The following is a 25,872-nucleotide window of genomic DNA, read 5'->3' on the forward strand; positions in this document are numbered from 1 at the left end:
AAAAATTCCAACTATCAACAAAGAAATTACTACGATAGATGCCATTTTAAAATCTATAAAAATTAACGAACGAGCAGGACGGAAATTGGATGGATGGGAGTCCCGCTCATTCTTAGAAGACCGAACATCGGGGGATGCTTACGGTTCTTCTAGATACAAAATCTACTATGGAGTATTTAATCCAAACCAAGAGGTCACCGAAGATGACCGAAAGTGCTGACCCCTCATTTTACCTTGTGACGTGTCTTCACAGCGATACCTCTTTTCAGTTCGGTCATCTCCCTTCCGGACATCATTGCAACGCCCACTCCCTTGACCTCTCCGTTACAAACTATCACTGCCTCATCACCAATACGGATCCTTGGGTCCGCTTTTACAACACCGACAGCAAAAAGATTGCCCTTCATTTCGAAATTCATCATCTCTACTGTGAATAATCCTGACGCGGCCATTACTTCTGCTCCTTCAAAAGTGAGAGACACCATCCCTCTCTCCGGAGTGAGCATTCCAAGTTGGATCTTCTTGGTCTTATCATTAATATCCTCTCTCATGAGCTTCCAATAAGGGAATTTTCCAATAGCGTATGTATTGTCGTTCATGAGTAGGTCTGCAGCCTCTTTTCCAAATTGATAAACGAGTACAGCCCTCATAGCCTCCCTGCGTTCAACATAATAGTCTACAGGCTCCATGTCCTTGGTGTTTCTCCTGAGGGCCTCATCGAGGTTCCTTAACGATGCAGGAGAGGTCGGATCACCGACAACTGTGAATTCCATATCAGCGAGACCTTCGACAAGCTCACGGTCATCGATATGACATATGATTCTGTCATAACCTTGCGATATGATCTTTGACAGCATATCTCTGATCATCCTCTTCTCCTCACATTTCCATTCTCCTGTGACTGGAATGTCATATGAGTTCGCAGGATAGTACACATCAAGTTCTCTGGGCACTATGCCGAGCGGTGATGTCACTATAACCTCGTGTACAAGTGTGTCGTGGGATGCTGTGTGGATCGCTGACGCGAAGGCCTTATGGGTCTTTGAAATGTGATATGGCTTCTTTGCGGAACATGGAAGGATCAACAGAACACGCTTATGCTCTGGTTTTACATATGAGTCCATAATCCTCTCCCTGTATCTTATCAGGTCCGGTCTACGCAATGACTGTGTCGTATTACAAGAGAACCTACATCCAACTGTGGAACATGCCTCTTCCTGATATGCGAACCCTACACGATCGAATATCCTCAGAAGAGCTACAGAGGACGGCGAAGACGTTGCCCTCTGGTCGACAAGTTCTCTTAAACGCTGGGCCATGGTGAAAGTTATTATCTTTTCACGTTCGATCAGCATTTCTTTGCAATTTATGTCAGAAACATCCGTGCCTGTTAGGACGTCCCCTTCAGGGATCAGCTTTATTCCATTGATGCCTGCTGCTCTTGGCAACGAATCATCAAAGATATCCACTCCCATGTAAGCATACAATGCCATCGTAGAGGGTTCAGCAAGACCAAGAATGCACAGAAGCCTGTTGTATCCTATCTTTTCTCTTATGGCGATTATTGACTCGATGGCCTTCCTTGGCTCTCTCCTTAATTCATAACCATTAGAAATTACCACAAGTTCAACATCGTCCGGGATCTCTTCCTCTCCGGTGAATGGTAGCCTTGTTACTAGGACTCCGTCCATGCATAATGTTTCTATACTCATTCCTGAAGAAGCCGTGATGAACAATTTGGTATCGATGGGCATCTCAGAGCCCATGACCACAAGTTTCCTAATATTTCCTTCCTGGATGTATATGGGGTCCTCTGAAGGACCATCATAAGAGGATATCACCGCCGGTGTTCTGACAAGGGCCTCCCCTCTCTTAAAGTCGCAAACTCTTCCTCTCTGTGATCTGCCGATAACATCCAGCATAATACCTCCTAATAGGCGGTCACTAATTAATATTACCGCGTACCAACCTAGCAAATAGACAAACTGTTAAATCGTGGCGGGAGAATAGAGTGTCATGGACTTTTACGACAAGGACCTGGTGTCCATCCGCGACCTTGACAGAGAACACATTGAGTCTCTATTGGACCTCTCGGAGGAAATGATCCCCTACGCCAGAGGAGAAAAGGTCGAACGCATGCTTGACGGAAAGGTTTTGGGCAATCTATTTTTTGAGCCCTCTACCCGCACAAAACTATCTTTCGAAAGTGCTGCCTGCAGATTAGGTTGCAGCGTAATAGATGTTTCCGAGATGTCCATGACATCCATATCAAAAGGCGAGACTCTTGCTGACACCATCAGAATGGTGGATGCGTACTGTGACGTCATCGTCCTCAGACATCCCCACGAAGGAGCTGCCAGACTTGCCGCTAAATTCTCTGAGAATCCGGTCATAAACGCAGGCGACGGAGCTGGTTCTCACCCCACACAGACACTCCTGGACCTATTTACGATGAGAAAGGTGAAAGGTTCACTAGACGGTCTGAACGTCGTCCTTGTAGGGGATCTGAAATACGGCCGTACCGTACATTCCCTTGCCGATGCCCTCACAATGTTCGGTGCAAAACTTACACTTGTAGCACCAGAGACACTTCAGATGCCTGACGACATATATCATCATTTAAAAGAAAAAGGATGCAATCCCAAAAAGACCTCTACACTGGAAGATGTCATAGGTCAGGCAGACGTCCTATATGTCACACGTATACAAAGGGAGAGATTCCCAGACCCTGCTGAATACCAGAAGGTCGCAGGAACCTATAGGATCGACAATACTATGCTTAGGGAAGCAAAAAGCGACATGATCGTGATGCACCCCCTACCCAGAGTGAATGAGATCGCATATGAGGTGGATTCGACCCCTCATGCAATGTATTTCGAACAAGCATTCAACGGGGTCCCGGTCAGAATGGCCATACTTCGCGCTATACTCAGAGGCATTTAAATGGCAGACGGAAAAATCGTAGAAACAAAGATACCTCCAATCAGGAACGGAACAGTCATCGATCACATATCCAACGGTCAGTCTTTGAATGTCCTCAAGATCCTAGGGGTCAACGAGAACAACATCGACTCCGTGATAAGCATCGGAATGCATGTACCTTCATCCAAATGTAACTCTTGGAAAGATGTGATAAAGGTGGAGGACCGTGAATTAGACCCTCAAACTGTAGATAAGATCGCACTTATCGCACCAGAGGCCACGATCTCGATAATCAGGGATTATTACATAGCTGAAAAATTCAATGTAAGACTTGAGGACCATATCGTAGGTCTCGCAAAATGCAGCAATCCCAACTGTATAACCAACAAGGGAGAGCCGATCGACCCTGAATTCATTGTGGAAGAACGTTGCCCTCCTAAGCTCAGATGCGTTTATTGCGACAGGATACTTACGAACATCTCCGATAATCTACTCTGAACATGTTGATACTTCTTGTAGCAGGCATGCCTGGTTCCGGTAAAGAGGAGTTCTTGACCGTGGCCAGGTCGATAGATATCCCTTTCCTTAGGATGGGAGACATTGTTAGGGATTCGTATTCCTCCAGGTCCCCATCCGATACGAATCTTAGCGTTGGCGATTTTGCCTCCTTAGAAAGAGAAAGACATGGAAAGGATATCTGGGCCAAGCGCGCGCTACAAAAAATGTCTGGAGATATTTTCCTTGTTGACGGATGCAGGAGCCTCGATGAGGTGGCATCATACAAAAGACTGAGCGATAATGTACGCATAATAGCAATACACAGTGCACCGTCTGTCAGATACATTAGACTTTTAAAAAGGGCCAGAAATGATGCGCCGAACAACCTCAATGAATTCGATGCCCGTGACAGCAGGGAGATGTCATGGGGACTTGGAAACGTCATAGCGCTAGCCGACATCATGATCGATAATTCTTCTACCCTCGAAGACTTCCACATAAGATCCGGTGAACTTCTGGAGAACATCAAATGAGATTTACTACTGCACGTCTATGCGGTGGAGAGGCCCTGATGGCCATATCGGCCGATATCATGGATATCGATATGACCAAAGCAAAAGGCTATCTGATGTCCAAAGGATATAACATCAAACAGTCCGACGACCTTATGATCGTCTTTGATTGGAACGGCATGGAAACGACCTTATACCCTCAGGGAAAGGTCATGTTCTTCCCCCTCCAGGATAGAACCTCTTGCATAAAATATGCAACAGAAATCCTTGATGCCTTGATATAAATTCATTTTATATTAGAAGGATATAGGCCCCTATGGTGGCATTGATAGAAGCGGCAATAGTGATATTCATATCACTCTTACTGTCGATATGCGGCTGGAAATTCAAGATGCTCACTGTCGGTGGTGCTATAGCCGCATTCATTACTGGCTCTATTGTCGGACTCACTAGCAACCTTGAATGGTTCGCCCTTCTGATATTATTCACTGTATCCGGTCTTATAGCAACCAGGATCGGATTTGATAGAAAACTGAAAAAGGGGATCCAAGAAGGAAAACACGGGGAGAGGACCCATCTAAATGTCCTAGGTGTTGGAATACCCCCCTGCATAATCTCCGTGATATATCTTTTGGCAAATGGACAATATTCATTTGAATTGACTATTGCCTTCATAAGTACGATGGCCGTCTCTGCGGCAGACACAATAGCAAGTGAGATCGGTACTAAAGATGAAAGAGTATGGTTGATTACAACCTTCAAACGTGTTAAGCCCGGAGTAAACGGAGGGATATCCATCTTTGGCACAGGCATATCCATACTTGCATCTCTGGCAATATCCATTATCGGATGGCTTATGATATATCATACCATAGAGATCTACATCTTGATCCCCACTTTTGCAGGCCTTGTTGGTAATATGTTGGATAGTCTGTTGGGTGCCACCTTGGAAGATGGTGGATATATCTCTAAATACACCAATAATTGCGTGACATCGTTGATGGGGGCTGCATTCGGTGCAGCGGTCGCATTCATCATTTGAGTCCTGTACAAATAGGGACTGTCGAATGCATGGACGCCTTAGAACAATGAGGTTTGTTTATATTTGGGTTCAAACGCCCGCAAATACGCGAAGACCTCTTCGGGCTTCCAAAGAATGCCATGTTGCTTACATGTCTCCTTGAAGATAATCGTCAGACGATCATTGTTTAGACTATTGCATGAATACATATTTCCAAAATAACGAACATATCTTTCTTTCATTCCAGGGAAAAGATTGTCCAACTGGGCATAGAAATATTCCCTGTCACCCTCCCGAAGCGTCGTGCCGAAACCAAAACACATTATCCCATGTACCTTTGCCCTTATGCAATAATCCAATAATCCTTGTAAATTCTCCTCGGTATCGTTTATGAATGGTAGGGTCGGACATAGCCATACCACCGTCGGTATCCCATTGTCCCTCATAACTTCCAGAACATGGAACCGCTCCGATGTCGTAGATACGTTTGGCTCGATCTTGCGACACAGGTCCTCGTCATAAGTGGTCAAAGTGATTTGAACAACACATTTTGTTTTTTCATTAATGGCCTTCAAAAGGTCCAAGTCCCGTAGTATCCTGGATGATTTGGTCAAGATCGTCATACCGAATCCGTAACGCTTGATCAACTCAAGACATTGACGAGTGACTTGCAATTCCTCTTCCAGAGGGATGTACGGGTCGCACATCGCCCCTGTACCGATCATACAAGGTTTCCTTTTCCTACGCAACTGTTCTTCCAGAATATCCGGGGCATTGCGCTTGACCTCTATATCCTCGAAATCATGATCGATCTGATAACATGAACTCCTGCTATCACAGTAGATACAACCGTGGGAACAACCACGATACAGATTCATACCGTTCTGTGGCGACAATATCGTCTTGTAATCACCATAATGATATGCGACTGCCTTATCTTTCACGACCAAGAATAGGCAACGGCATTAAAAGAAATATTGGGAGGGGTCGCGCCCCTCCGTTTGATCAAAGCTTACAAAGTTTCAAAAGATAATCCCAACGAGCGTCGAGCTTCTCTTGCATTTCTTCCACAACAGGCTCCCATCTCTCGTTCATAAGGTGCTTGTACCTTCCCTGAGATGCGATCCACTCTGTAATGGGCTTCTTTTCGACCTTTCCCTCTGCGATCTTAAGACTCTCGGGCGACAAGGTGTAATCCGTACCGTTCTCTATCTCATACAGAGGCCATACACATGTATCGACCGCAAGCTTGGATATGTTTATGGAATCTTCTGGCTGGAACCTCCATCCTCTAGGACATGGACTGAGGGCGTTTATGAAACTCGGCCCTCCGCATTCAAATGCCTTGTGAGCCTTTGTTATCATGTCCCTCCAAGCATGTGGTGCAGCTTGTGCCACGTAAGGCACTCCGTGCATTGCAACGATCTTGGTCATGTCCTTGGAATATTCCTTCTTTCCATAACAGACGCTTCCAGCACACGATGTGGTCGTGGATGCGCCCATACCGGTAGCGGAGGACCTCTGAATACCTGTGTTCATGTATGCTTCGTTATTCAGACATACATACAACATGTGGTGTCCTCTCTCCATGGCTCCGGAAAGTGCTTGCAGACCTATATCGTACGTTGCCCCATCCCCGGCAAAGGTAACAAACTTGATGTCCTTGGTGATCTTGCCTTGTCTTCTCAATGATTGATAGGCCGATTCTACTCCTGCACATCCTGCTGCTCCATTTCCAAATGCCGTATGGATGTATGGGACATTCCAGGAAGTATATGGGAAGATGGTCGTAGAAACTTCGAAACAGCCTGTGGCACATGTCACAACGACATCCTTCTCCGTACCCATGAGGATCTGTCTGGCAATTATTGATTCTGCACATCCAGCACAAAGCCTGTGCCCACTTGCAAGCCTTACAGGTATCTTGTTGAGATCCTTCAATGAAAGTGTACTCATTCTCTCACCCCCAAATAATTGATACGCTTGGCCTTTCCTTCCTTCACGTCCTTATAGACAGACACGAAATCGGATACCATTGTATCGGCTCCTCCCAATCCATAGATGTAGTTGTACATCTTGGGCATCTCTCCTTCGTTCTCAAGAGCGGCAGCAACAACTTCGGGGAACATCGGCCCATATGAACCTATGCTCAGATGTCTGTCCATTACGATGACCGACTTCTTACCCTTCATGACCTTTGCAAGGTCGCTGATCGGCCATGGCCTGTATAGACGTGGCATTGCAACACCGACGTGCATTCCCTCTCTGCGAAGTTGATCCACTGCTTCCTTCATCGTTCCGAATGAAGAACCTAGGACTATCGCTATGCAGCTCGCATCGTCGCACATGTATTCCTCCACAAGATTGTATTCTCTTCCTGATATCTGCTGGAACTCCTTGAATACCTGCTTTGTGACCTCCAATGCCTTATCCATGGCCTTTACGGTCTGATACTTATGAGGGAAATAGAACAATGGACCGTCCATGAGGTTATGGGAGACCGGGTGCTCAACATCAAGCAGCGGATAAAGCGGCTTGAATTCTCCAACGAACTTCTTCACAGCGTGAGTGTCCAAAGGTGTCATCCTCTCGATAGCGTGTGTAAGTATGAATCCGTCCAGATTCATAAGACACGGAAGCTGAACCTCGTGATGTTCCGCAATCCTCGGTGCAATTATGGAAAGGTCGTACGCCTGCTGGACATTCTCTGCGAATAGGGACATCCAACCTGTATCCCTTGCCGACATCACGTCTCCATGATCGTTGTTTATATTAATCGGCCCGCTGACGGCCCTGTTTGCAACAGCCATTATGATCGGCACGCGCATTGACGCAGCTATCGGGAGTACTTCCCACATATATGCCATTCCCTGAGATGCCGTAGCGGTGAATGTCCTTGCACCTGCAGAACAAGCAGTTACACAAAGTGTCAGTGCGCTATGCTCAGACTCTACACATACGAACTCCGTCTTGACCTCTCCGTTTGCAATATATTCCGCAAACTTCTCAACGATGATCGTTTGAGGTGTGATCGGATATGCAGCGCAAACATCGGGGTCGATCTGTCTCCACGCGAGAGCGACCGCACAATCTCCGTTTATAGCAATATCGCTATGCTTTGCTGGTGTCATCTCATTCCTCCCCTTCGACCATTGTGATAGCCTTCTTGGGACATGCCTTCGCACATATCCCACATCCCTTGCAGTGGGTCTTCTTTATACCCACTACCTTGTCATCCTTCACTAGGATGCAATCGTCTGGACAGTATATCCAACATGTCAAACAATCAATACACTTATCAAGATCTATTACCGGAAGCATACTTCTCCAGTCGCCGGTCTTGAATTCCTCAGAGGATCCGGGCTTGATTACACGGTCCCCTATGACCAAATCCTTATAATTGGCTAAATTGACCATTAACGCACCTCCTCATATGCTCTCTTGAGAGCTGAAAGATTCTTTACTATCATCTTATCAGATAATTTTCCTGTGAACTTGGTCGTTATATGGTCTTCGAGTTCACCATATGAAATGATGGGAGAGATCTTAACGAGCGCACCCAACATTGCTGTGTTTGCCATAGGCATACCTATTTCCTCGGTTGAGATCCTCGTAGCATCGACAGCATGGCAATCTACCATGGTACCAATGGCCTTCTTGAGTTCCTCGGGAGTACCTGGGTAATTGGCCAGGATCATGCCCCCTTTCTTGATTCCCTTTGCAACATCTACCTTTCCGATGAGTGTGGGATCGATAACAATAACGATGTCAGGCTCATAGACCTGAGTATGTACTCTGATAGGTTCCCCAGATATTCTAGCGAATGCCCTTATCGGTGCTCCCATCCTCTCCGGTCCGAATTCGGGGAAAGCCTTGACATATTTCCCTGCATAGATGGCGGTCTCAGCGAGAATCTCGTTTGCAGTGACGACTCCCTGTCCACCTCTTCCGTGCCAACAAATTTCCGTGTCCATGTTGAACCAACTTGGGGGTTAAATGTACATATCCGATTTAAAGCCTTGTATGTATTATCTCGATTTTCACTGTTTAAGAGAGAATATACTGAATAAAACACAAAAATATGCACCAGTTTATACGAATTTAGAAACAATAATACGAATTTCGAAAAAATAGGGATACTATTTTACTGTACCTGTGTGCTGTCTTGATATTCGAATGAAAAGACATACAAAACGAATAATAACTTGCATTTTTCCTACCAATAATTTTGTTGGTCTAGCAAGCAATAATAAAAATAACCCTATTAGGGGCCGTATAGGAAGCCGTGGGGGCTTTGTCCTTGCGCATTAGAAACCCCTTCCTTAACAGGGATTCCCATGGACAGAAGAATAATTGATGTTAATGAACTGCGCGTGACCGATGTACCCATTGTTGGTGGTAAAGGAGCGAATCTTGGAGAACTTACATCTGCAGCATTCCCTGTACCCAATGCATTCGTTCTCACAACGGTCTCGTACGACTATTTTTTGACCAAAAGCAGAATTATGAACAAGATCGATGAGGAACTCAAAAAGATCGATAAGAATTCTGACCAGAGCCTTACAGATGCATCTGGTAGGATCAGGAAACTCTTTGAAACTTATGAGATTCCTGCAGACCTCAAAAAAGAGATCATCTCGAATTACAACCTTTTGTTCACAAAAGGAAAGATGGGTTTCGTCGCTATAAGATCGAGTGCGACAGCTGAAGATCTTCCTGATGCAAGTTTCGCAGGACAACAGGAAACATATCTCAATGTGAAGGGAAACGACGACCTATTCGATAAGATCAGAAAATGTTGGTCCTCACTCTTTACTGCAAGGGCCATATCCTATCGTGAGAAACAAGGATATGCCCACAAAGATGTGAAATTGGCTGTCGTTGTTCAAAAGATGGTAAATTCTGAAATTTCAGGTATAATGTTCACAGTAGACCCGCACAATGGTGCTAAGAACATCATTATCGAAGCAGGATATGGGCTCGGTGAAGCGATCGTGGGAGGAGAAGTAACTCCTGATACGTACGTTATAGACAAAAGCAAAATGTCCATCTCCAAAAAGAGAATTTCTGTGCAAAAGTGGAAATATGTAAGAGGCCCAGATGTTGGATGCGTCAAAGAGGATGTCGCTGCAGACCTGGAAAAGGCCCAAAAAATATCTGACAATCGCATATTAGAGATCGCAGAACTAGGACGTCAGGTAGAGATCCACTATCAAAGACCGATGGATATGGAATGGTGCATAGAGGATGACAAAGTATATCTTGTACAGGCCAGACCGATCACTGCGATCGGAAATACTGGAGCAGATACGATCAAAACAGAGATATCTTCCAGTGAAGAGGTCATTCTCAGCGGACTTGGAGCAAGCCCAGGAATGGCTAGCGGAACTGTCTGCATCTACGATGAGACGATGAGTTTGGATGTTGTAAAGGACGGGGATGTCCTCGTTACAAAAATGACCATGCCGGATATGGTACCTGCAATGAGCAGGTCCGTTGCCATAGTGACTGACGAAGGCGGAATGACCTGTCATGCCGCCATAATATCCAGGGAATTGGGTACACCTTGTGTCGTAGGAACCGGACATGCCACTGAGAAACTAAAGAACGGAGATATCATCACTGTCGATGGAACAACAGGATCAGTTTACAGAGGAGAGATCAAAAGATCGACTGAACCCTCCTCACCATCCGAGACAGTGAACGCATCTTGCTACGAATCCGTGCCTATCACAGGAACAAAGGTCCTGGTCAATATGAGCATGCCCTCCAAGGCTGATGAGATCGCAAAACTTCCTTGCGACGGTGTAGGGCTAATGAGATCCGAATTCCTTTTCACCAACTACATAGGAGAACACCCGTGTGCCATCATCGAAGATGGACGCTCCGAAGAACTCATACAAAAATTGGCTGAAGGTATCTCTAAAGTCGCCAGAGCATTTTACCCAAGACCGGTAACTCTCAGGACATCGGACTTCAAAACGAACGAATACCGTGATATGAAAGGCGGTATGGACTTCGAACCTAATGAGGACAATCCCATGATAGGATGGAGGGGATGTTCGAGATACGTCTCTGACTCTTATCGTGATGCATTCATATGCGAATTGAAAGCCATAAAGAAAGTAAGGGATGAATTCGGGCTGAAGAACGTACACATAATGCTCCCGTTCGTAAGAACAATATCGGAAGTTCAACAGATCACCGAAATGATGACATCGGTAGGACTTAGAAGAGGCCTTGATCTGAAGCTTTATTTCATGGCCGAGGTCCCCGTCAACATCTTCATGGCAGAAGAGTTCTGCAAATACTGTGATGCTTTCTCGATCGGTTCGAACGACCTCACTCAGCTCATTCTCGGATGTGACCGCGACTCAGACCTTCTAGGAAAGATGGGTTACTTCGATGAAAGGAATCCTGGTGTGAAGGCTGCCATCTCCTATCTGATCAAGGTCGCACACAAGAACGGGAAAACGGTCAGTATCTGTGGACAGGGACCGTCAGTTTATCCAGAATTCGCTGAGTTCCTTGTTGAAGAAGGAATAGATTACATCTCCCTCAACCCTGATACTTTCGTGAAGACCAAGAGGATAATCGCTTCCGCAGAACAAAGAATAATGCTGAGGAACCTCAAGGAACTTAAGAACAAACAATAAACCAAAATGGGGGCGAACCCCCCTTCTTATTAATATAATTATATCAACTGAGAATTAGCGCACATACAAGTCAGTTGTCTGATATCGGCTTGCTGTTCTCCATCAATCTCTGATTGATCCCGTCTGCCTGTTCCTTTGGAAGTAACATGGTCGTGACCTCCATGAAGGGATGCTTTGAACCTTCGATTATCTTTACGTCGTCCAAGGTCCGTAGACCCCATTTCTCTGCTGTCTTCTCCAAACCTAACGGTACCTCTAAATTATTGGGTTCCAAAACTATGGCCTTGAAGGTCTTCAGACCTAATTTCTTGGCAGCCATGACCCTATGATGACCGTCCACGACTAGATATCCTTTGAGTCTCTTTATTACGATCAAAGGCTCATTTAAACCTCTTTTGATCTCATATTGCCTTCCGATGAGCTCGTCCATATAGACCTCTTTCTGCGTAGGTATCAATTGATCGATAAGGACGTCCTGGTTTGATACCCTGAGCTTTATTCCGTTCTGCTTCTCCATGAAATTCTTGACGGACATTACTTTCCCCGGTCTTGATTTTTCGATCTGAGACCTTACTATGTCTATATTGGAGATTATACCGACGAGTTTACGGTCCTCATCCACTACTGGGAGATTCCTGAGTCCGTACCTAAAAAGAATGCGCGTAGCATCATCTATTGACATTGAAGGGATAGCACAAAGCGTACCGCGACTCATTACCTCTCTCATCTTAGCATTAGGGGTATCAATATGCCTAAGAAGCTCCTTCGCAGAGACATATCCTAAAAGATAACCGTTCTCGACTATGGGGAATCCGTGAAAATTTGAACTTATGATCTTCTGCCTTACCTGCCAGACCGTCATATCTGGTGAAACACACTGGACGTTACGGATCATGTATTCGCCGACTGTCGCATCTGCCATTTTTATCATCTAGGTGATACGCACGCATGTGTTAATATTTTCCCGATGCGCACCTACCTATTATAGATACTCTATATAGAACAACGATAACAACCGTGCAATAATTGGTCAAACTTATCAAATCGAACGAATTTTAAGATCAAAATATTAACTGGATGTATAATATATCCTAAAAACCAATACTTTTTTAATAGACAATCTGGGTGGCTTAAATATTTTCAATTGTTAAAAACTAACCATTAAATACCACCGCTTAATATGGTGTTTTGTTGCCCTGGTAGTGTAGTGGCCTATCATGAAGCCCTGTCGAGGCTTCGACACGGATTCGAATTCCGTCCAGGGCGCTTTTCCATTCCTTAATTGCATATCTGTTTGTTTTATTCAGAAATTTGTCAATACAATAATTGTCATTATTGCGCATAATATGACACGAATCAAAATTAATTTTTATATACATACAATAAAACTCTTAAACGTTTAATAACACGAATTACATATTTTTATACTTCCAATCTATCTCGAATGACAGTGATAACACTGAATGCTAAAGTTTTAACAATTGCAATATTAGCTGCGATGATTGCATCCAGCATATGTTACATTGACATTGGAAACTCTAATGGTGAAAGTAATGAACCCTTCTACATTACAGATTCTAACGGAAATGTTGTCGAATTCGAACAAACATCCGAACATGTGATTATCCTTGGTTATGGATATGCTCTAAGCACAATTGACCTTGGATGCGAAGAAAACATTGTAGGAGTGGATTACTATACTGCTAAATACCTGGTAGAAGCAGGAGAAACACAATTTGAAGACCTCGATATCGGAAATTTCTACAATTCCGACGGATGTGTCCAAATAGCGACCGCCATACTTCAGATGAGCGAGGATGGAACATTCGATCTTGAAACCGATTGGATTATCGCACCTAGCTACTCATACATAACTAAAAGTGGTGGACTTATCGATATTCTCAACGAATACATTGGAGAGGGAGAATACAATCTAATAACACTAGTAGGAACAGCCACCTCCTACGACGATGTAATGGAAGTCATCGATGACCTCGGACAGATCCTAGGTGCAGATTCTAGCAGCATCCTGGAAGAGATGGAATATGTGCAGTACACCATCACTAAGACTGTAGAAGATAACGATCTGTCAGGTGCCGCAGCCATCCAAATCAGTTCAAGTGGAAAAGTATACAACACAAGTCTAATGACTTCGATTATTACAGAGATCCTCAACGGAGTCAATGCAGGAAATAACGGTGGCACAGTCACAAGTTACAGTGCAGACTACAGTGCCATACTCCAGATGGCATCACAATATGAGAACACTGTGATATTTGTGGACAGCAGCTACTCTGGAATAGCGGATCTAAAAAATTACCTATCTGATTATGACGTCGTTGTCATAGAGCATCAATGGGATAATATCTGCCCAGAAGTTACAAATTGTCTTTGGGTGATGGCGTGTGCCTTATATCCTGACTATTTCACAGGTGACGTTCCGACAGTTCCAGCAGAAGAAGACAACACTTTGCTGTATCTAGGGATCGGTATTGCTGCTGCTGTAATAATTGCAGTGGTAGCTGTAATATTGATCAGAAAACACTGATAAACTCTTTATCATAAAATCCGCTGAGGGGTCGATGGAAAAAAAGAAAGGACGTATCCGCACATTGGTGGCAATCATCGTTTTGATTGTCATAACAATGACGGCAATACTCTTGGACCTCGGATGGGCCAACTGGCCCCTCAGCATCTCAGAAGTCATAGACGTTCTGCTAGGTGGAGGTTCCACTGTGAACAGGACCATCGTCCTTGACATCAACCTTCCAAGGGTGGTCATGGGACTGTTCGTAGGAGCTGGATTAGCAGTCGCAGGAGCTGTGATGCAGGCCATATTCAAAAATCCAATGGCCTCACCCTACATACTCGGTCTTTCCAACGGAGCGGCCCTTGGCGCAGCAATAGGCATGGTATTCACAATCTCCTTCATCCCGATCGCTATTACCGTACCGGTACTTGCATTCATTTTCTGTCTTGGAACTATGATACTAGTATATTCCCTTTCAAGAGTAGGTGGAACCACCCAAACTGAAACTCTTCTATTGTCAGGTATTGCTGTAAGCGCTCTCCTATCGGCATTGGTCTCACTTATGACGTTCCTTGCAGGTGACCAAATGGAAGGGATTGTCTTTTGGACTATGGGAAGTCTTTCAAAAGCTACGTGGTCAAATCTAATGTTCGTGATACCCGTTATCTCCGTTGGTATCTTCATAATGACCACGATGTCCAGAGAGATCAATGCGATGATGCTGGGCGATGCCCATGCGATGGATCTCGGCGTGGATGTTCGCAGAGTCCGTATATTGCTCCTGGTCTGTACCACACTTGTTGTTGCTGCCGCAGTATCATTTGTCGGTGTGATCGGATTCGTAGGACTTGTGATCCCACACGTAGTTCGTTTGATAGTGGGACCAGACAACAGAATAGTGATACCCATCACAATTTTTGCAGGCGCCTCATACCTGGTGATCTGCGATTACATTGCTCATTGCATGTACGGCATTTCCGGTGTATTGCCAATCGGAATAATCACGGCTATAATCGGTGGTCCTTACTTCATCTACCTGTTGCGTAGAAGAAAACACGAGGTGGGATGGAATTGACACTAAAAGTAAGAGACCTCAAATTTTACTACGATAAGAAAATAGTACTTGATGGTATTGACCTTGATATCAGAGAAGGAGAATTACTTGGAATACTAGGCCCGAATGGTTGTGGAAAGACAACTCTATTAAAAAATCTGAATAAGAATCTTTCACCACATGAAGGATGTGTTTTGATTGATGATACAGATCTGGAAGAACTTTCAAAGAAAGAAGTTGCCAAGACCATTGCCGTCGTACCGCAAACAAATGAGATCCGCTTTGCATTCACCGTAAAAGATATCGTATCAATGGGCAGACTTCCTTTCACAAGAGCATTCGAAGGTGAATCCCATAAAGATATAGACATAATAAACAGCGCAATGCAAAGAACAGGTATTTGCGAATTTTCTGAAAGATACATCAACACCATGAGCGGGGGAGAACGCCAAAGGGTCATAATCGCTAGAGCATTGGCACAAACTCCCAAAATACTTTTGATGGATGAACCCACTCTGCATCTAGATATCAACACTCAATTCGATGTTTTGGATCTTGTATATGAATTATCAAAAAAAGAAAATCTTGCCGTGGTCGTTGTTTCTCACGACCTAGCAATGGTGGCTAGATACTGCGACCGTATAGTGCTTATCAAAGATCACAAGATCCACTCTATGGGCACACTTGATGAGGTCCTGACACCGGAAAATATGGATCTGGTATTTGGTGTTGATGCTGAACTCAGCATTGACGAGAAAACAGGAAAACGCACTGTAGTGCTTCATGGTTCTACGAAGAGACTTTAACGTCAAACGTCGGACCGAAAGTATCTTTTATTGCATATGGATAAAGAATATCATGCGTTGGATGTTGCGCGGAAAGATCCACAGAGCCACTGTGACGGAGACCAGACTCGATTACGAGGGCAGCATAACCGTTGATCAGGACCTTCTAGATAAATCCGGCATATGGCTCGGAGAAAGGGTCAGCATAGCTAACGTCAACAACGGTGCCCGCTTTGATACATATACCCTTCCCGGGGAAAGAGGTTCGGGCATCATAGCCATCAACGGCGCCGCAGCACACCTTTGTAACGTAGGTGACAAGATAATCATCATGGGATACGAACTCACTGACGAGCAGATAAACGCGAAAGTTGTCCTCGTTAACGAATACAACGAACCAGTCAAAGAATTCATTTATTGACCTATGTCAGGTATGCTACAATGGCCTAATATCTGATGCCAATAAAACAATGATTTATACTTATCTTACATTATGCCATGTATGTTGGATTATCCATCCAAATCTGTCAATCCCAATTCATTCGTACGTTCAAAATTTGAAAAAGCTTTAGATTTATGGAAAACTGACCCGAAAAATGAAAAGATAAAAGATATTCTTCTTGATAACATAGAAAAAAGATGTTCTGATTCTATGGTCCTGCTAGGAGACATATATGTCGATGGAACTGAAGAAGAAAAGAAAATAGCATTGGATCTTTTCATAAGAGCGGCAGAAATGGGAAATGATTCGGGTATGAGGAATGCAGGATACCTGCTTGCCATCGGCATAGGGTGTGAACGCAATAAAAAGAAGGCCGCTGAATGGTATATAAAAGCGGGAAATGCAGGAAACGCAAAGGCACAATGCAATATCGGAGTCATGTACGACTTTGGAAATGGCGTTTCCCAGAATTTTGAAGAAGCCGTCAAATGGTTCAAAAGATCAGCAGAGAACGGATACTCCAGAGGAATGACCAACCTAGGGATGATGTATCTTGAAGGTAAAGGTATAGAAAAAGATCCCATTGAAGCTCAAAAATGGTTCATTAAATCTGGATCCCCCAGAGCACTTTACAAACTATCGGAAATGTATCTTGAGGGATCTGATGTTGAAAAGAACGAAACCCTTGGGATGTCATACCTCTTAAAAGCTGCTGATGCAAAGAATTCTAAAGCAATGTACCGCCTTGCAACAATTAAAGAAAAAGACGATATGACTCTCGCATTATCACTTTATAAAGAAGCTGCCGCAAAAAGGAATAAAGATGCAATTGCGAGACTTGTAGAAATAGAAAAATATAAATGACCGCTGTGAAACCTCTATAAAAATTCAAAATAACGAATGTGCCATCAAGCCTCTGTCTTCTCTGGCTCCTTAGAAACTTCATCTTTTGAGACTTTCATTTTGAGGGCGGCCGCCATCTTTGCACCAGGTACGTTCTCGTCAGTCATTGGTATTGCATCCCTGAGTATGACATGAGGTCTTCCCTCATCCTCGATGACCTTTGATGTCACGCCGTATACAACCTTGAGATTCTCCTCGCTTATGACCTCTAGCGGTGTACCCACATCGTAGATGTTGCCTTGGTACATAAGTATGACCTCATCTGCGAACTTTGATGCTATGTTGATGTCGTGACTTATCATTATTATCAATATGTTCTTCTCGATCGACAATTCTTTCAGCATCTTAGTAACATCGATCTGGTGCCTCACATCAAGATTTGAAGTTGGTTCATCCAGTAGAAGTATCTTAGGTTCCTGGACCAACCCCCTTGCCAACATGACCTTCTGATGTTGACCTGCAGAGAGCTCATTGAATGGCCTCATGGCAAGATGCGATATCCCCAACATCTTTAGGGTATCATAAACGATGTCAAGATCGTTATCCAACGATTTCCATTTACTGTGGGGATGTCTTCCCATGAGGACCGTGTCTACCACTGTGAGGGGGAACGTATCATTGGCAGAATAGGGAACATAACCAACACTCTTTGCCATCTCCTTTATCGTTATATCCTTTACATCCTTCCCATCAAGTAATACGGCCCCAGAATCTGGAGATAATATCTTGTTTATGCAGTGTATCAATGTTGACTTGCCGACACCATTTGGCCCTAATATCGATACGAACTTGGCTCCATCCAAGTCCAACGATATGTCGTTGAGTACGGGTACACTAGAATATCCGAACTCCACATTATCTATCTTCAAATGCATTTGATACACCTGTTCATATTGGATATATTATCCAAAGTAATAATACATTCTTTCGTATAAATAGATAGGCCTGTATTGAAAAAAAGGCCCCACAATATTAAAAATCCTTTGTGATCAGACAATCTAGCCCCGCTAATAGATGTGACTGACACACTTTTGACTTCCTTATTATTATTCAATTTATCATCTACTATGAATATTAAATTGGATGCGAGCTTTTTGCCCGCATCCATATCATGATCTAGCAGCGATATAATCCGAATAAGTGATAGTTGTGGTCACATCTTGAGTAACATCAAAATCACCATCAGATTGAGCATCGTTCAAATAGCCCATGAACTCATCAACGAATTCTTGGAAAACCTTATCCGCATAACCTGAGAACAGATCAGGATACATTATCTCGGCCGCATATGCTACCCTGCACGCAACAGGTATTGCCGCATTGAGATATACCAAATCCTCATAGGATGTGCAATTGAAGAAATAACTCATATACTTCTCCCATGTGGATACAATATCTGAATCAGTCTGATTTATGAGGTCCATCGTTCTGAAATTGATCATATGCTGTACGCCATCATACTGAGTTATCGCTTCAGTATTTGCCAATTTCACGGAGCTTGTACCTTCCAATTGGGTTATGTTATTACCGCCTGCAAGTTCGGTTATTATCGTATATTGTGATTCTGTCTGACATAGGGCGTAATATTGAGAGAAAGCTATACAGGTCTCCTTAGTCTCGACTGTCGATACCTTCTCACTCACATAGTCCAAAATATCATAACATGAGTCGACATAATTCAACGCTGTCTCTTCTGTATCGGTACCGAGTAGGAACCCGATGGTCAAGGCAGCATCGATTGAAGATGTCGGGTCTCCACATTTGATTATGACAGTAGGTATTCCTGCCGCCTGAAAATCAGAACCGTAACCTCCCAGATTGTCTGTGGTCATAACAAATATCGCACCTATTCCTCCAGAAGAGTATAATTCAGTATCAATATTCTTTATGTTCAAATATGCAGTGCTATCGATCGATCTGGAATTTCCTGTCGTAAGCAATTCTGCATCACTGCTATACACTGGCCCTAATAGTGATGTGTAATCTGTCGATGTGATATATCCTGCAATGCTGTCCAGCCCTCCTATCACAAGGAACAATGATGTCATATCGACATTGACTGTCACCACATTCTTCAAAGGATAACTCATCTCAACAACATTAGAATCCTGATCTATGACATATACGATCGTAGATTCACGAGATATCAATTTCTCAACTATGGCTACATCGGAACTGTCTATTGTCCCATCGTTGTTAGCATCCGCAAGAGGATATTCTTCAAATGATTTGCTTCCGGAAATTATGTCCTTGACAATGGTCAAATCCTCATCATCGATTGTGTAATCTTGATTTGCATTACCCATTATGGAAAGAGCTGTATCCACATCGATTGAATCACTGCCTTTATTATCATTATGAACCAGATAGATCCATGCCCCTGCAATAACAACAACGGCAACGACAACAACGGCTATTATCTTCATATTTGCCATATGATTCGCACCTATTTGGCGTACTATGTAATAATATTTAATAAAATCGTATATTCAAAGTAACATATAATCTTAAAATTATATTACTTATAAATACTGAGAAAATATGAGCATTCCTAAAGATAGGTGAGTGATTTGGAAGACCCGAACCCAAAAAATACCTACAAAACTAACTCTTTCAAAAAAATATCACTTATATTCTTCATAGCAGTGATGCTTTGCCTATTAGTGATATTTACATCATTCATAGGTACCGATGTCTCTTTTACCCGCTCCTATGAGGTCATAATGGATCACATATGTGGTATTACATACGCCCCGGGAAGTCCAGATTGGTGGGCGGATTACTACATCTGGAACAATGTCCTGCCTGGTGTCGTAATGTGCATAATTGCAGGAGCTGGCCTCGCCATTGGCGGATGTGTTATGCAAAGTATGATGGGGAATCCTTTAGCAGACCCTTATACTACAGGTATATCATCTGGTGCCTGTCTGGGAGCCGTTACCGCCATAATAATGGGATTCTCATTCTCAACGGTAGCTGGAGAATATGGTATCATCACCAATGCGTTCGTATGCGCATTGATACCTGCGATCATCATAGTCCTATTCTCAAAATACATAAATAACTCACCGGCGACCATGATCTTACTGGGCACTGCAATATCCTACTTTTTCAATGCATTGGTCACGTTCATAATGATCGGGACGGATAGTGACACACTCCAATCAGCATTCCTATGGCAGGTAGGATCCGTGACAAATGCCTCGTGGAGTGACATCCCAATAATGCTCACCATTGTGGTGATATCGTCGCTGGCCGTGGAATTGGCATCTAGAAAATTTAACATACTGGCATTAGGCGATGATAGTGCCAAAAGCCTTGGTCTTGATGTTGAGAACTTCAGAATATTGTGCCTTATACTCCTTTCCGTACTTATTGCTTCTATAGTGAGTTACACAGGCATAATCGGATTTGTTGGACTTACATCGCCACATATTGCTAGATTCTTGATCGGCGGTAACAATAGATTCGTAATACCCGCCTCAATGGCGATAGGCGCACTTATGCTCACATCTGCCAACGTTATCGCCCGTATGTTGACTTCGACTGCAGACATACCGATAGGCGTGATAATGGCTTTCATCGGCAGCCCCATATTCCTATATCTGGTAATAAGAAAAAAATCAGACAGAGAGGTGATCTGATCACCGATACGGCCCAGATATTCAAAGAAAAATATCTTAAAAGTAATCGCCAAAAGATACTATTCATAGCAATATGCATAATATTGGTCGTATTAGCTTTCGGATACACATTGACGATAGGTTTCTTTAAAATCGGGATTATTGATACTTATAAAGTCATAATAGATCATATAACCGGAAATATCACTGATGCTAGAGCAGACAATATAATCTGGAACACACGTCTTCCCGAAGCAATAATGGCCGTTGTCGCCGGTGCATCACTTGCGGCCGCTGGTGCCGTCATGCAAACAATGATGCGCAATCCCCTTGCAGATCCCTATATGATGGGTGTATCATCGGGTGCATCCCTCGGAGCTTCGGTTGCAATCATCTTTGGCATCTGCATATTACCTGGCATTGCCGGTGACAACGCCATCGTGATCAACGCTTTCGTTCTCTCACTGTTGCCTACAGCTTTGATACTAGTAATGTATCGGAAGAGAAGCATGACGCCTACAAGGATGATATTGTCGGGCATTGCAATAATGTATGTTTTCTCTGCGATAACGACACTTTTAATGGTCACTGCATCATCCGAAACACTCGATGAGATCTACAGATGGCGGGTTGGAACACTATCCGGTATAGAATGGTCGTGCATACCTCTTACAATAGTAATTACTCTATTGGGATTGTTATTCTTGATGTTCCAGTACAGAAAATATGATATACTGTCCACAGGCGATAAAATTTCTTTAACACTTGGCGTCGACCCGAAAAAGGTCATACTTTTCGGTAGCGTCGTAATAGCGCTTATGACCGCTACGATAGTGAGCTTCACAGGTACTATTGGATTCATAGGACTTGTTGGACCGCACATAGCTAGGATGTTCGTCGGCTCCGATTCCAAATATCTGATACCTGCATCCGCATCTTTTGGAGCCCTATTCTTGCTTTGTGCCGATTCCATTGCTAAAGTATCTGGATCTTTAGGATTGCCAGTAGGCATTATCAGTGCCCTGATCGGCTGTCCACTTTTTATCATCATACTCATAAAATTAAATCATAAAGTCTGGGCATAATTAGTTCAATCAAATTTTAGTTTCTGCTTGTTCGTTTTATGATTGGGGCGCCGTTGATATTTTATATATTGGCTTATACATCCAACATATATGAAGATCAAAGTCGTGTCTGTATCGGTTCAAAGCTCTGATGCACGTTCCCTGACAGAACCCTTGAAAAAAATGGGAAAAGAACTGGATCTGGAATATGACATATACTGTGTAAACTGTGAAGATGCAGACGAAGATCTGCTGATATACCAGGAGCTTGAAAGAAAGACCAGAGATGCGGATTTCGTATTCATACGATGTATGGCCGATGTCTCGAGATTCAACAAATACGAAAAATACGAAAAAGCATTGAAAGAATGCGATGGATTCGTTTTCCTTAACTCTGGAAATCTAGAAGTTACGATGATGCACCGTGATTTATTCAAAGGTTCAGATGATGACTTCATCCTTTTGAGAAATTTTGCAATGAACAGAGGGCCGGAGAACGACCATGGACTTCTACGTTGGGCCGCCGTGGCACTGGGTTTAACTAATTTACCTGTACCGGCTCCGGTAGAGCAGAGATCGTCTGGAATATATCATCCAAATTTTCCAAAGGATGTCACAGCCGATCACTATTTTAAAACACTCACACCTAGAAAATTAAAGATCGGGATAATGTTCACCAGCAGTCTGTGGTCATATGACAATATGGACCACATCGACTCACTCATAAGATGCCTTGAGAGCTATGAAATGAATACAATACCCATTTTCTTCTCGGCTACATCTTTTAGTGTAGACGGCGTTGAAGGCACAAGATCCAGTGTAGAAAAATATTTCATAAAAGATGAAAATGTGATCGTTGATGCTCTCATAGTATGCACTCCTTTTTCACAACTTGTAAACTCCAGAAAGATCCAAGGCGTAGGAACAAAAGATTCAGAGAATTACTACCACACATTGTTGGACGTACCTGTGATACATGCCATTAGTGTGACAGGAGATTATCACGATTTCGAACAAGACCAAATAGGTCTAGGAAAACATGATATTTCTGCCAATGTAGCATGGCCAGAGATCGACGGGCAAATAATTGCTGTACCGATATGCTACACTCCAAAAAAGGGCGGATTAAAACGGGCCGTACCGATACAAGACAGGATAGAGCATATATCTCGTCTTGCGAAAGGATGGGCAACACTGAGACATAAGCCGATCTCGGAAAGAAAGGTCGCTATACTTCTATATCAATCACGTCCCAACTCTGGTAACATAGGCGGAGCTGCAGGACTGGATTCCATTGAGAGTGTATCGGATCTCATGAAAAAAATGTACGATCTGGGATATCATGTTGAAGGCGTTCCTGACTCTGGAAAGGAATTGATAGATGAGATATTGAATGGCGTCACAAACGATCTTGATAATATTTCATCAGAAAATATGAGAAAAAAAGCTGCAGACCTTGTAAATTCAAAAGAATACAAACAACAATTTTCGAATATCCCTGAATTTGACCAGATCATGACAAAAAATGATTGGGGAGAACCGCCGGGAACAATATGCATAGATGGAAATGAAATCGTGATACCTGGCCTCATAAAAGGAAATATTTTCATCGGATATCAGCCACTAAGAGGATGGGCCGATAAGATGGAATCAAACTGTCATGATCCCACACTATTCGCACAACATCAGTATATCGCTTATTACAAATGGATAAGAAACACCTTCAAAGCAGATCTTCTTATGCACATAGGCACACATGGAACTTTGGAATGGCTTCCGGGAAAAAATGTGGGACTTTCTGAAAAATGCGATCCCGATCTTATACTTGACGGCCTTCCAAACCTATACCCTTACATAATTGATGACCCAGGAGAAGGAATACAAACCAAGCGTAGAACAGAATCGGTTGTCATTGGACACATGTGCCCTACTATGGCACGCGCTGGTATATATGAAGAATTGGACCAAGTCAATATCCCTCTTCAAGAATATTTCAAATCAAGAAACATAGCTTCACAGGATAGAAAGGATGTCATGATCTCGCAGATATATGAAGCTGCAAAGGAACACGATCTTTTAAGCGACCTTGGCATAACAGAAGACCCGGGCTCTCAAGGATTCGAACCTTATGTCGGCAAACTTCATGATTACATCACTGAGATCAAAGATGCATTGATCAGAGCCGATCTTCATGTTTTAGGAAGATCCCCGAAAGAACATCACATGGACGAAACCGTATACTCCCTGATGAGATTGGATAACGGTGGAATACCGTCCCTCCGTTATTCTTTTGCAGAGAACATGGGTATCGATCTCAGAAAAATAATTGATGATCCGTCTGGTACATCCAATGGGGAAGTCAATAGTATTGCAATAGATCGGGTCGATGACGAACTTCAGGCATTCATAATAAAAATGAGGGAAATGGAATATGACCGGATAAAATGCTTAGAGGAGATCCAAAGAAGATACAATACTGTCTCTGAAAAACTCATTGAATCAATATCCTACACATGCGATACGCTTGTGCCTAATATACTAAGGATGACAGACGAAATCGATAACATCATGCTCGGACTCGATGGAAGATATGTACTCCCGGGTCCTTCTGGGGCTCCTACCCGCGGTAACGCCTCGATACTGCCAATGGGAAGGAACTATTATGGACTGGATCCTGACACTGTCCCCAATCATGCGTCATGGGTGATTGGCAGCAAGATGGCAGACCAGATGATCGAACATTATGTTAAGGAAAAAGGAGAATACCCTCGTGAGATCGGATTCATACTCTGGGCAACTGACACGATGAAGACGGGTGGAGACGACATATCGTACATCCTTTGGCTCATGGGCGTGAAACCCATATGGTCAAAAGAAGGTGGACAGGTAATAGATCTGGAAGTGATTTCGCTTGAAGAACTTGAACGTCCGAGGATAGATGTTACCGTCCACATAACTGGGCTTTTCAGAGACACTTTCCCTAACCTTATCGATCTGATAGACACTGCCGTAAAAATGGTCGGCGACCTAGATGAATCTGAAGAGGACAATGCTTTGGCGGCAAATCTCAGAAAAGATATGATCGATAGCATTGCCAACGGCCTAAGTCCTGAGGAAGCTAGAAAAAAGAATTCCGTACGTGTGTTCGGAGCCCCTCCTGGGGCTTACGGCACTGGTGTGAACAAGATGATCGAATCCAGCACTTGGAAGACCGTCAACGACCTTGCAGACATGTACATCGACTGGTGCAGCCATGGATATGCAAAAGGAGACTATGGCATGAACCTCAAGGATGAATTCATCAAAAGATTCAGCAAAGTGAGTGTCACGGTCAAGAACATGCCAGACAGGGAAATAGACCTATTGGACTGCGATGACGTCTATGAATATCTGGGTGGAATGAATGCTTTCGTACGTGCATATGGCAAAAAAGATGCGATATCTGTTATGGGGGACAGTTCCGACCCCAACAGACTAAAGATAAGGGATACCGCAGAAGAGTGCAAATTCGTTTTCAGAAGCAAGATATTGAACCCAAAATTCATGTCAGGACTTAAGGAACATGATTACCGCGGAGCATCAGAACTTGCCAACATTACGGAATATGTTATGGCCTGGGACGCAACATCAGATATTGTAGACGATTGGATGTATGAAGGGATGGCAGAAAAATTCCTATTCGATGAAGAAACACAAAAATGGATGCAAGACGTCAATATACACGCCATGATGAATATCCTTAATCGTCTTCAAGAGGCAATAGAAAGAGGCCTATGGAATGCATCTGATGACATGAAAGATAGGATCAAAGACCTATACATGAAAACGGAAGAAAAAATAGAAGAAGTCACAGATCGCTGAG

General features: G+C 43.5%; 23 protein-coding genes and 1 tRNA gene. 15 read left to right on the top strand and 9 right to left on the bottom strand.

Features of this window, described 5'->3' with window-relative positions:
- Window positions 1-224: 224 nt before the first annotated feature.
- Window positions 225-1,922 (bottom strand): DUF5591 domain-containing protein, encoded by a 1,698-nt coding sequence (locus KRP56_06075; protein UAL07394.1) that lies wholly within the window; start codon window positions 1,920-1,922, stop codon window positions 225-227.
- A 94-nt stretch (window positions 1,923-2,016) separates the two neighbouring features.
- Between KRP56_06075 and pyrB the strand changes: the two genes are divergently transcribed.
- Genes pyrB through KRP56_06100 form a run of 5 tightly spaced genes read left to right on the top strand, consistent with a single transcriptional unit; the run spans window position 2,017 to window position 4,974 of the window.
- Entirely contained in the window at window positions 2,017-2,943 is a 927-nt protein-coding gene (pyrB, locus tag KRP56_06080; GenBank protein UAL07395.1) for an aspartate carbamoyltransferase, read from the top strand.
- Window positions 2,944-3,420 carry an aspartate carbamoyltransferase regulatory subunit gene (gene pyrI, locus KRP56_06085; GenBank protein ID UAL07396.1) on the top strand — a complete coding sequence of 159 codons (477 nt, stop codon included), beginning with the start codon at window positions 2,944-2,946 and terminating at the stop codon, window positions 3,418-3,420.
- 2 nt (window positions 3,421-3,422) lie between these two features.
- Window positions 3,423-3,953 carry an AAA family ATPase gene (locus KRP56_06090; protein ID UAL07397.1) on the top strand — a complete coding sequence of 177 codons (531 nt, stop codon included), beginning with the start codon at window positions 3,423-3,425 and terminating at the stop codon, window positions 3,951-3,953.
- The gene (locus tag KRP56_06095) at window positions 3,950-4,216 is read left to right on the top strand and encodes a hypothetical protein (GenBank protein UAL07398.1); all 267 of its coding nucleotides are present in this window, start codon (window positions 3,950-3,952) and stop codon (window positions 4,214-4,216) included. The genes KRP56_06090 and KRP56_06095 overlap by 4 nt, the downstream gene beginning before the upstream one ends.
- A gap of 32 nt (window positions 4,217-4,248) precedes the next feature.
- On the top strand, window positions 4,249-4,974 hold the full coding sequence (locus KRP56_06100; GenBank protein ID UAL07399.1) for a DUF92 domain-containing protein: 726 nt from the start codon (window positions 4,249-4,251) through the stop codon (window positions 4,972-4,974).
- Between the two features lie 38 nt (window positions 4,975-5,012).
- Here the strand turns inward: KRP56_06100 and KRP56_06105 are convergent, their stop codons facing one another.
- From KRP56_06105 to KRP56_06125, 5 genes are all read right to left on the bottom strand, one after another.
- Window positions 5,013-5,831, bottom strand: coding sequence for a radical SAM protein (locus tag KRP56_06105; GenBank protein ID UAL08484.1), 819 nt, complete (start codon window positions 5,829-5,831; stop codon window positions 5,013-5,015).
- A 127-nt stretch (window positions 5,832-5,958) separates the two neighbouring features.
- The gene (locus KRP56_06110) at window positions 5,959-6,909 is read right to left on the bottom strand and encodes a pyruvate ferredoxin oxidoreductase (protein UAL07400.1); all 951 of its coding nucleotides are present in this window, start codon (window positions 6,907-6,909) and stop codon (window positions 5,959-5,961) included.
- On the bottom strand, window positions 6,906-8,084 hold the full coding sequence (gene porA / locus KRP56_06115) for a pyruvate ferredoxin oxidoreductase (protein ID UAL07401.1): 1,179 nt from the start codon (window positions 8,082-8,084) through the stop codon (window positions 6,906-6,908). The genes KRP56_06110 and porA overlap by 4 nt, the downstream gene beginning before the upstream one ends.
- Window position 8,085: 1 nt before the next feature.
- Window positions 8,086-8,370 carry a 4Fe-4S binding protein gene (locus KRP56_06120; protein UAL07402.1) on the bottom strand — a complete coding sequence of 95 codons (285 nt, stop codon included), beginning with the start codon at window positions 8,368-8,370 and terminating at the stop codon, window positions 8,086-8,088.
- On the bottom strand, window positions 8,370-8,927 hold the full coding sequence (locus tag KRP56_06125; protein ID UAL07403.1) for a 2-oxoacid:acceptor oxidoreductase family protein: 558 nt from the start codon (window positions 8,925-8,927) through the stop codon (window positions 8,370-8,372). The genes KRP56_06120 and KRP56_06125 overlap by 1 nt, the downstream gene beginning before the upstream one ends.
- 363 nt (window positions 8,928-9,290) lie before the next feature.
- Between KRP56_06125 and ppsA the strand changes: the two genes are divergently transcribed.
- The gene (gene ppsA / locus KRP56_06130) at window positions 9,291-11,609 is read left to right on the top strand and encodes a phosphoenolpyruvate synthase (GenBank protein UAL07404.1); all 2,319 of its coding nucleotides are present in this window, start codon (window positions 9,291-9,293) and stop codon (window positions 11,607-11,609) included.
- A 70-nt stretch (window positions 11,610-11,679) separates the two neighbouring features.
- Here the strand turns inward: ppsA and KRP56_06135 are convergent, their stop codons facing one another.
- The gene (locus tag KRP56_06135) at window positions 11,680-12,531 is read right to left on the bottom strand and encodes a CBS domain-containing protein (GenBank protein UAL07405.1); all 852 of its coding nucleotides are present in this window, start codon (window positions 12,529-12,531) and stop codon (window positions 11,680-11,682) included.
- A gap of 271 nt (window positions 12,532-12,802) precedes the next feature.
- Here KRP56_06135 and KRP56_06140 point away from each other — a divergent pair.
- The 6 genes from KRP56_06140 to KRP56_06165 all read left to right on the top strand — a co-directional run bounded on the left by KRP56_06140 (window position 12,803) and on the right by KRP56_06165 (window position 17,284).
- Window positions 12,803-12,875, top strand: a tRNA-Asp gene (locus KRP56_06140).
- Window positions 12,876-13,053: 178 nt separating this feature from the next.
- Window positions 13,054-14,157 carry a hypothetical protein gene (locus tag KRP56_06145; protein UAL07406.1) on the top strand — a complete coding sequence of 368 codons (1,104 nt, stop codon included), beginning with the start codon at window positions 13,054-13,056 and terminating at the stop codon, window positions 14,155-14,157.
- Between the two features lie 34 nt (window positions 14,158-14,191).
- Window positions 14,192-15,214: an iron ABC transporter permease gene (locus tag KRP56_06150; protein ID UAL07407.1), complete on the top strand. Its 1,023-nt coding sequence runs from the start codon at window positions 14,192-14,194 to the stop codon at window positions 15,212-15,214.
- The gene (locus KRP56_06155; protein ID UAL07408.1) at window positions 15,211-15,999 is read left to right on the top strand and encodes an ABC transporter ATP-binding protein; all 789 of its coding nucleotides are present in this window, start codon (window positions 15,211-15,213) and stop codon (window positions 15,997-15,999) included. The genes KRP56_06150 and KRP56_06155 overlap by 4 nt, the downstream gene beginning before the upstream one ends.
- Before the next feature lie 61 nt (window positions 16,000-16,060).
- Window positions 16,061-16,399: an aspartate 1-decarboxylase gene (locus tag KRP56_06160; GenBank protein UAL08485.1), complete on the top strand. Its 339-nt coding sequence runs from the start codon at window positions 16,061-16,063 to the stop codon at window positions 16,397-16,399.
- 81 nt (window positions 16,400-16,480) lie between these two features.
- Window positions 16,481-17,284, top strand: coding sequence for a sel1 repeat family protein (locus KRP56_06165; protein ID UAL07409.1), 804 nt, complete (start codon window positions 16,481-16,483; stop codon window positions 17,282-17,284).
- A 44-nt stretch (window positions 17,285-17,328) separates the two neighbouring features.
- Here the strand turns inward: KRP56_06165 and KRP56_06170 are convergent, their stop codons facing one another.
- Window positions 17,329-18,198, bottom strand: a complete 870-nt coding sequence (locus tag KRP56_06170) for an ABC transporter ATP-binding protein (GenBank protein ID UAL07410.1) — start codon at window positions 18,196-18,198, stop codon at window positions 17,329-17,331.
- 234 nt (window positions 18,199-18,432) lie between these two features.
- A complete protein-coding gene (locus KRP56_06175) occupies window positions 18,433-19,758 on the bottom strand; it encodes a hypothetical protein (protein ID UAL07411.1) in 1,326 nt (441 codons plus the stop codon).
- A gap of 135 nt (window positions 19,759-19,893) precedes the next feature.
- Here KRP56_06175 and KRP56_06180 point away from each other — a divergent pair, with 135 nt between their 5' ends.
- The 3 genes from KRP56_06180 (at window position 19,894) to cobN (ending at window position 25,871) form a co-directional block, all read left to right on the top strand.
- Window positions 19,894-20,967, top strand: coding sequence for an iron ABC transporter permease (locus KRP56_06180; GenBank protein ID UAL07412.1), 1,074 nt, complete (start codon window positions 19,894-19,896; stop codon window positions 20,965-20,967).
- Window positions 20,967-22,031 (top strand): iron ABC transporter permease, encoded by a 1,065-nt coding sequence (locus KRP56_06185; GenBank protein UAL08486.1) that lies wholly within the window; start codon window positions 20,967-20,969, stop codon window positions 22,029-22,031. Before KRP56_06180 ends, KRP56_06185 begins: the two co-directional genes overlap by 1 nt.
- Window positions 22,032-22,121: 90 nt before the next feature.
- Window positions 22,122-25,871: a cobaltochelatase subunit CobN gene (gene cobN, locus KRP56_06190; GenBank protein UAL07413.1), complete on the top strand. Its 3,750-nt coding sequence runs from the start codon at window positions 22,122-22,124 to the stop codon at window positions 25,869-25,871.
- The last annotated feature ends 1 nt before the right edge of the window (window position 25,872 follow it).

Source organism: Candidatus Methanogranum gryphiswaldense, from assembly GCA_019262145.1.
Taxonomy (GTDB): Archaea; Thermoplasmatota; Thermoplasmata; order Methanomassiliicoccales; family Methanomethylophilaceae; genus Methanogranum; species Methanogranum gryphiswaldense.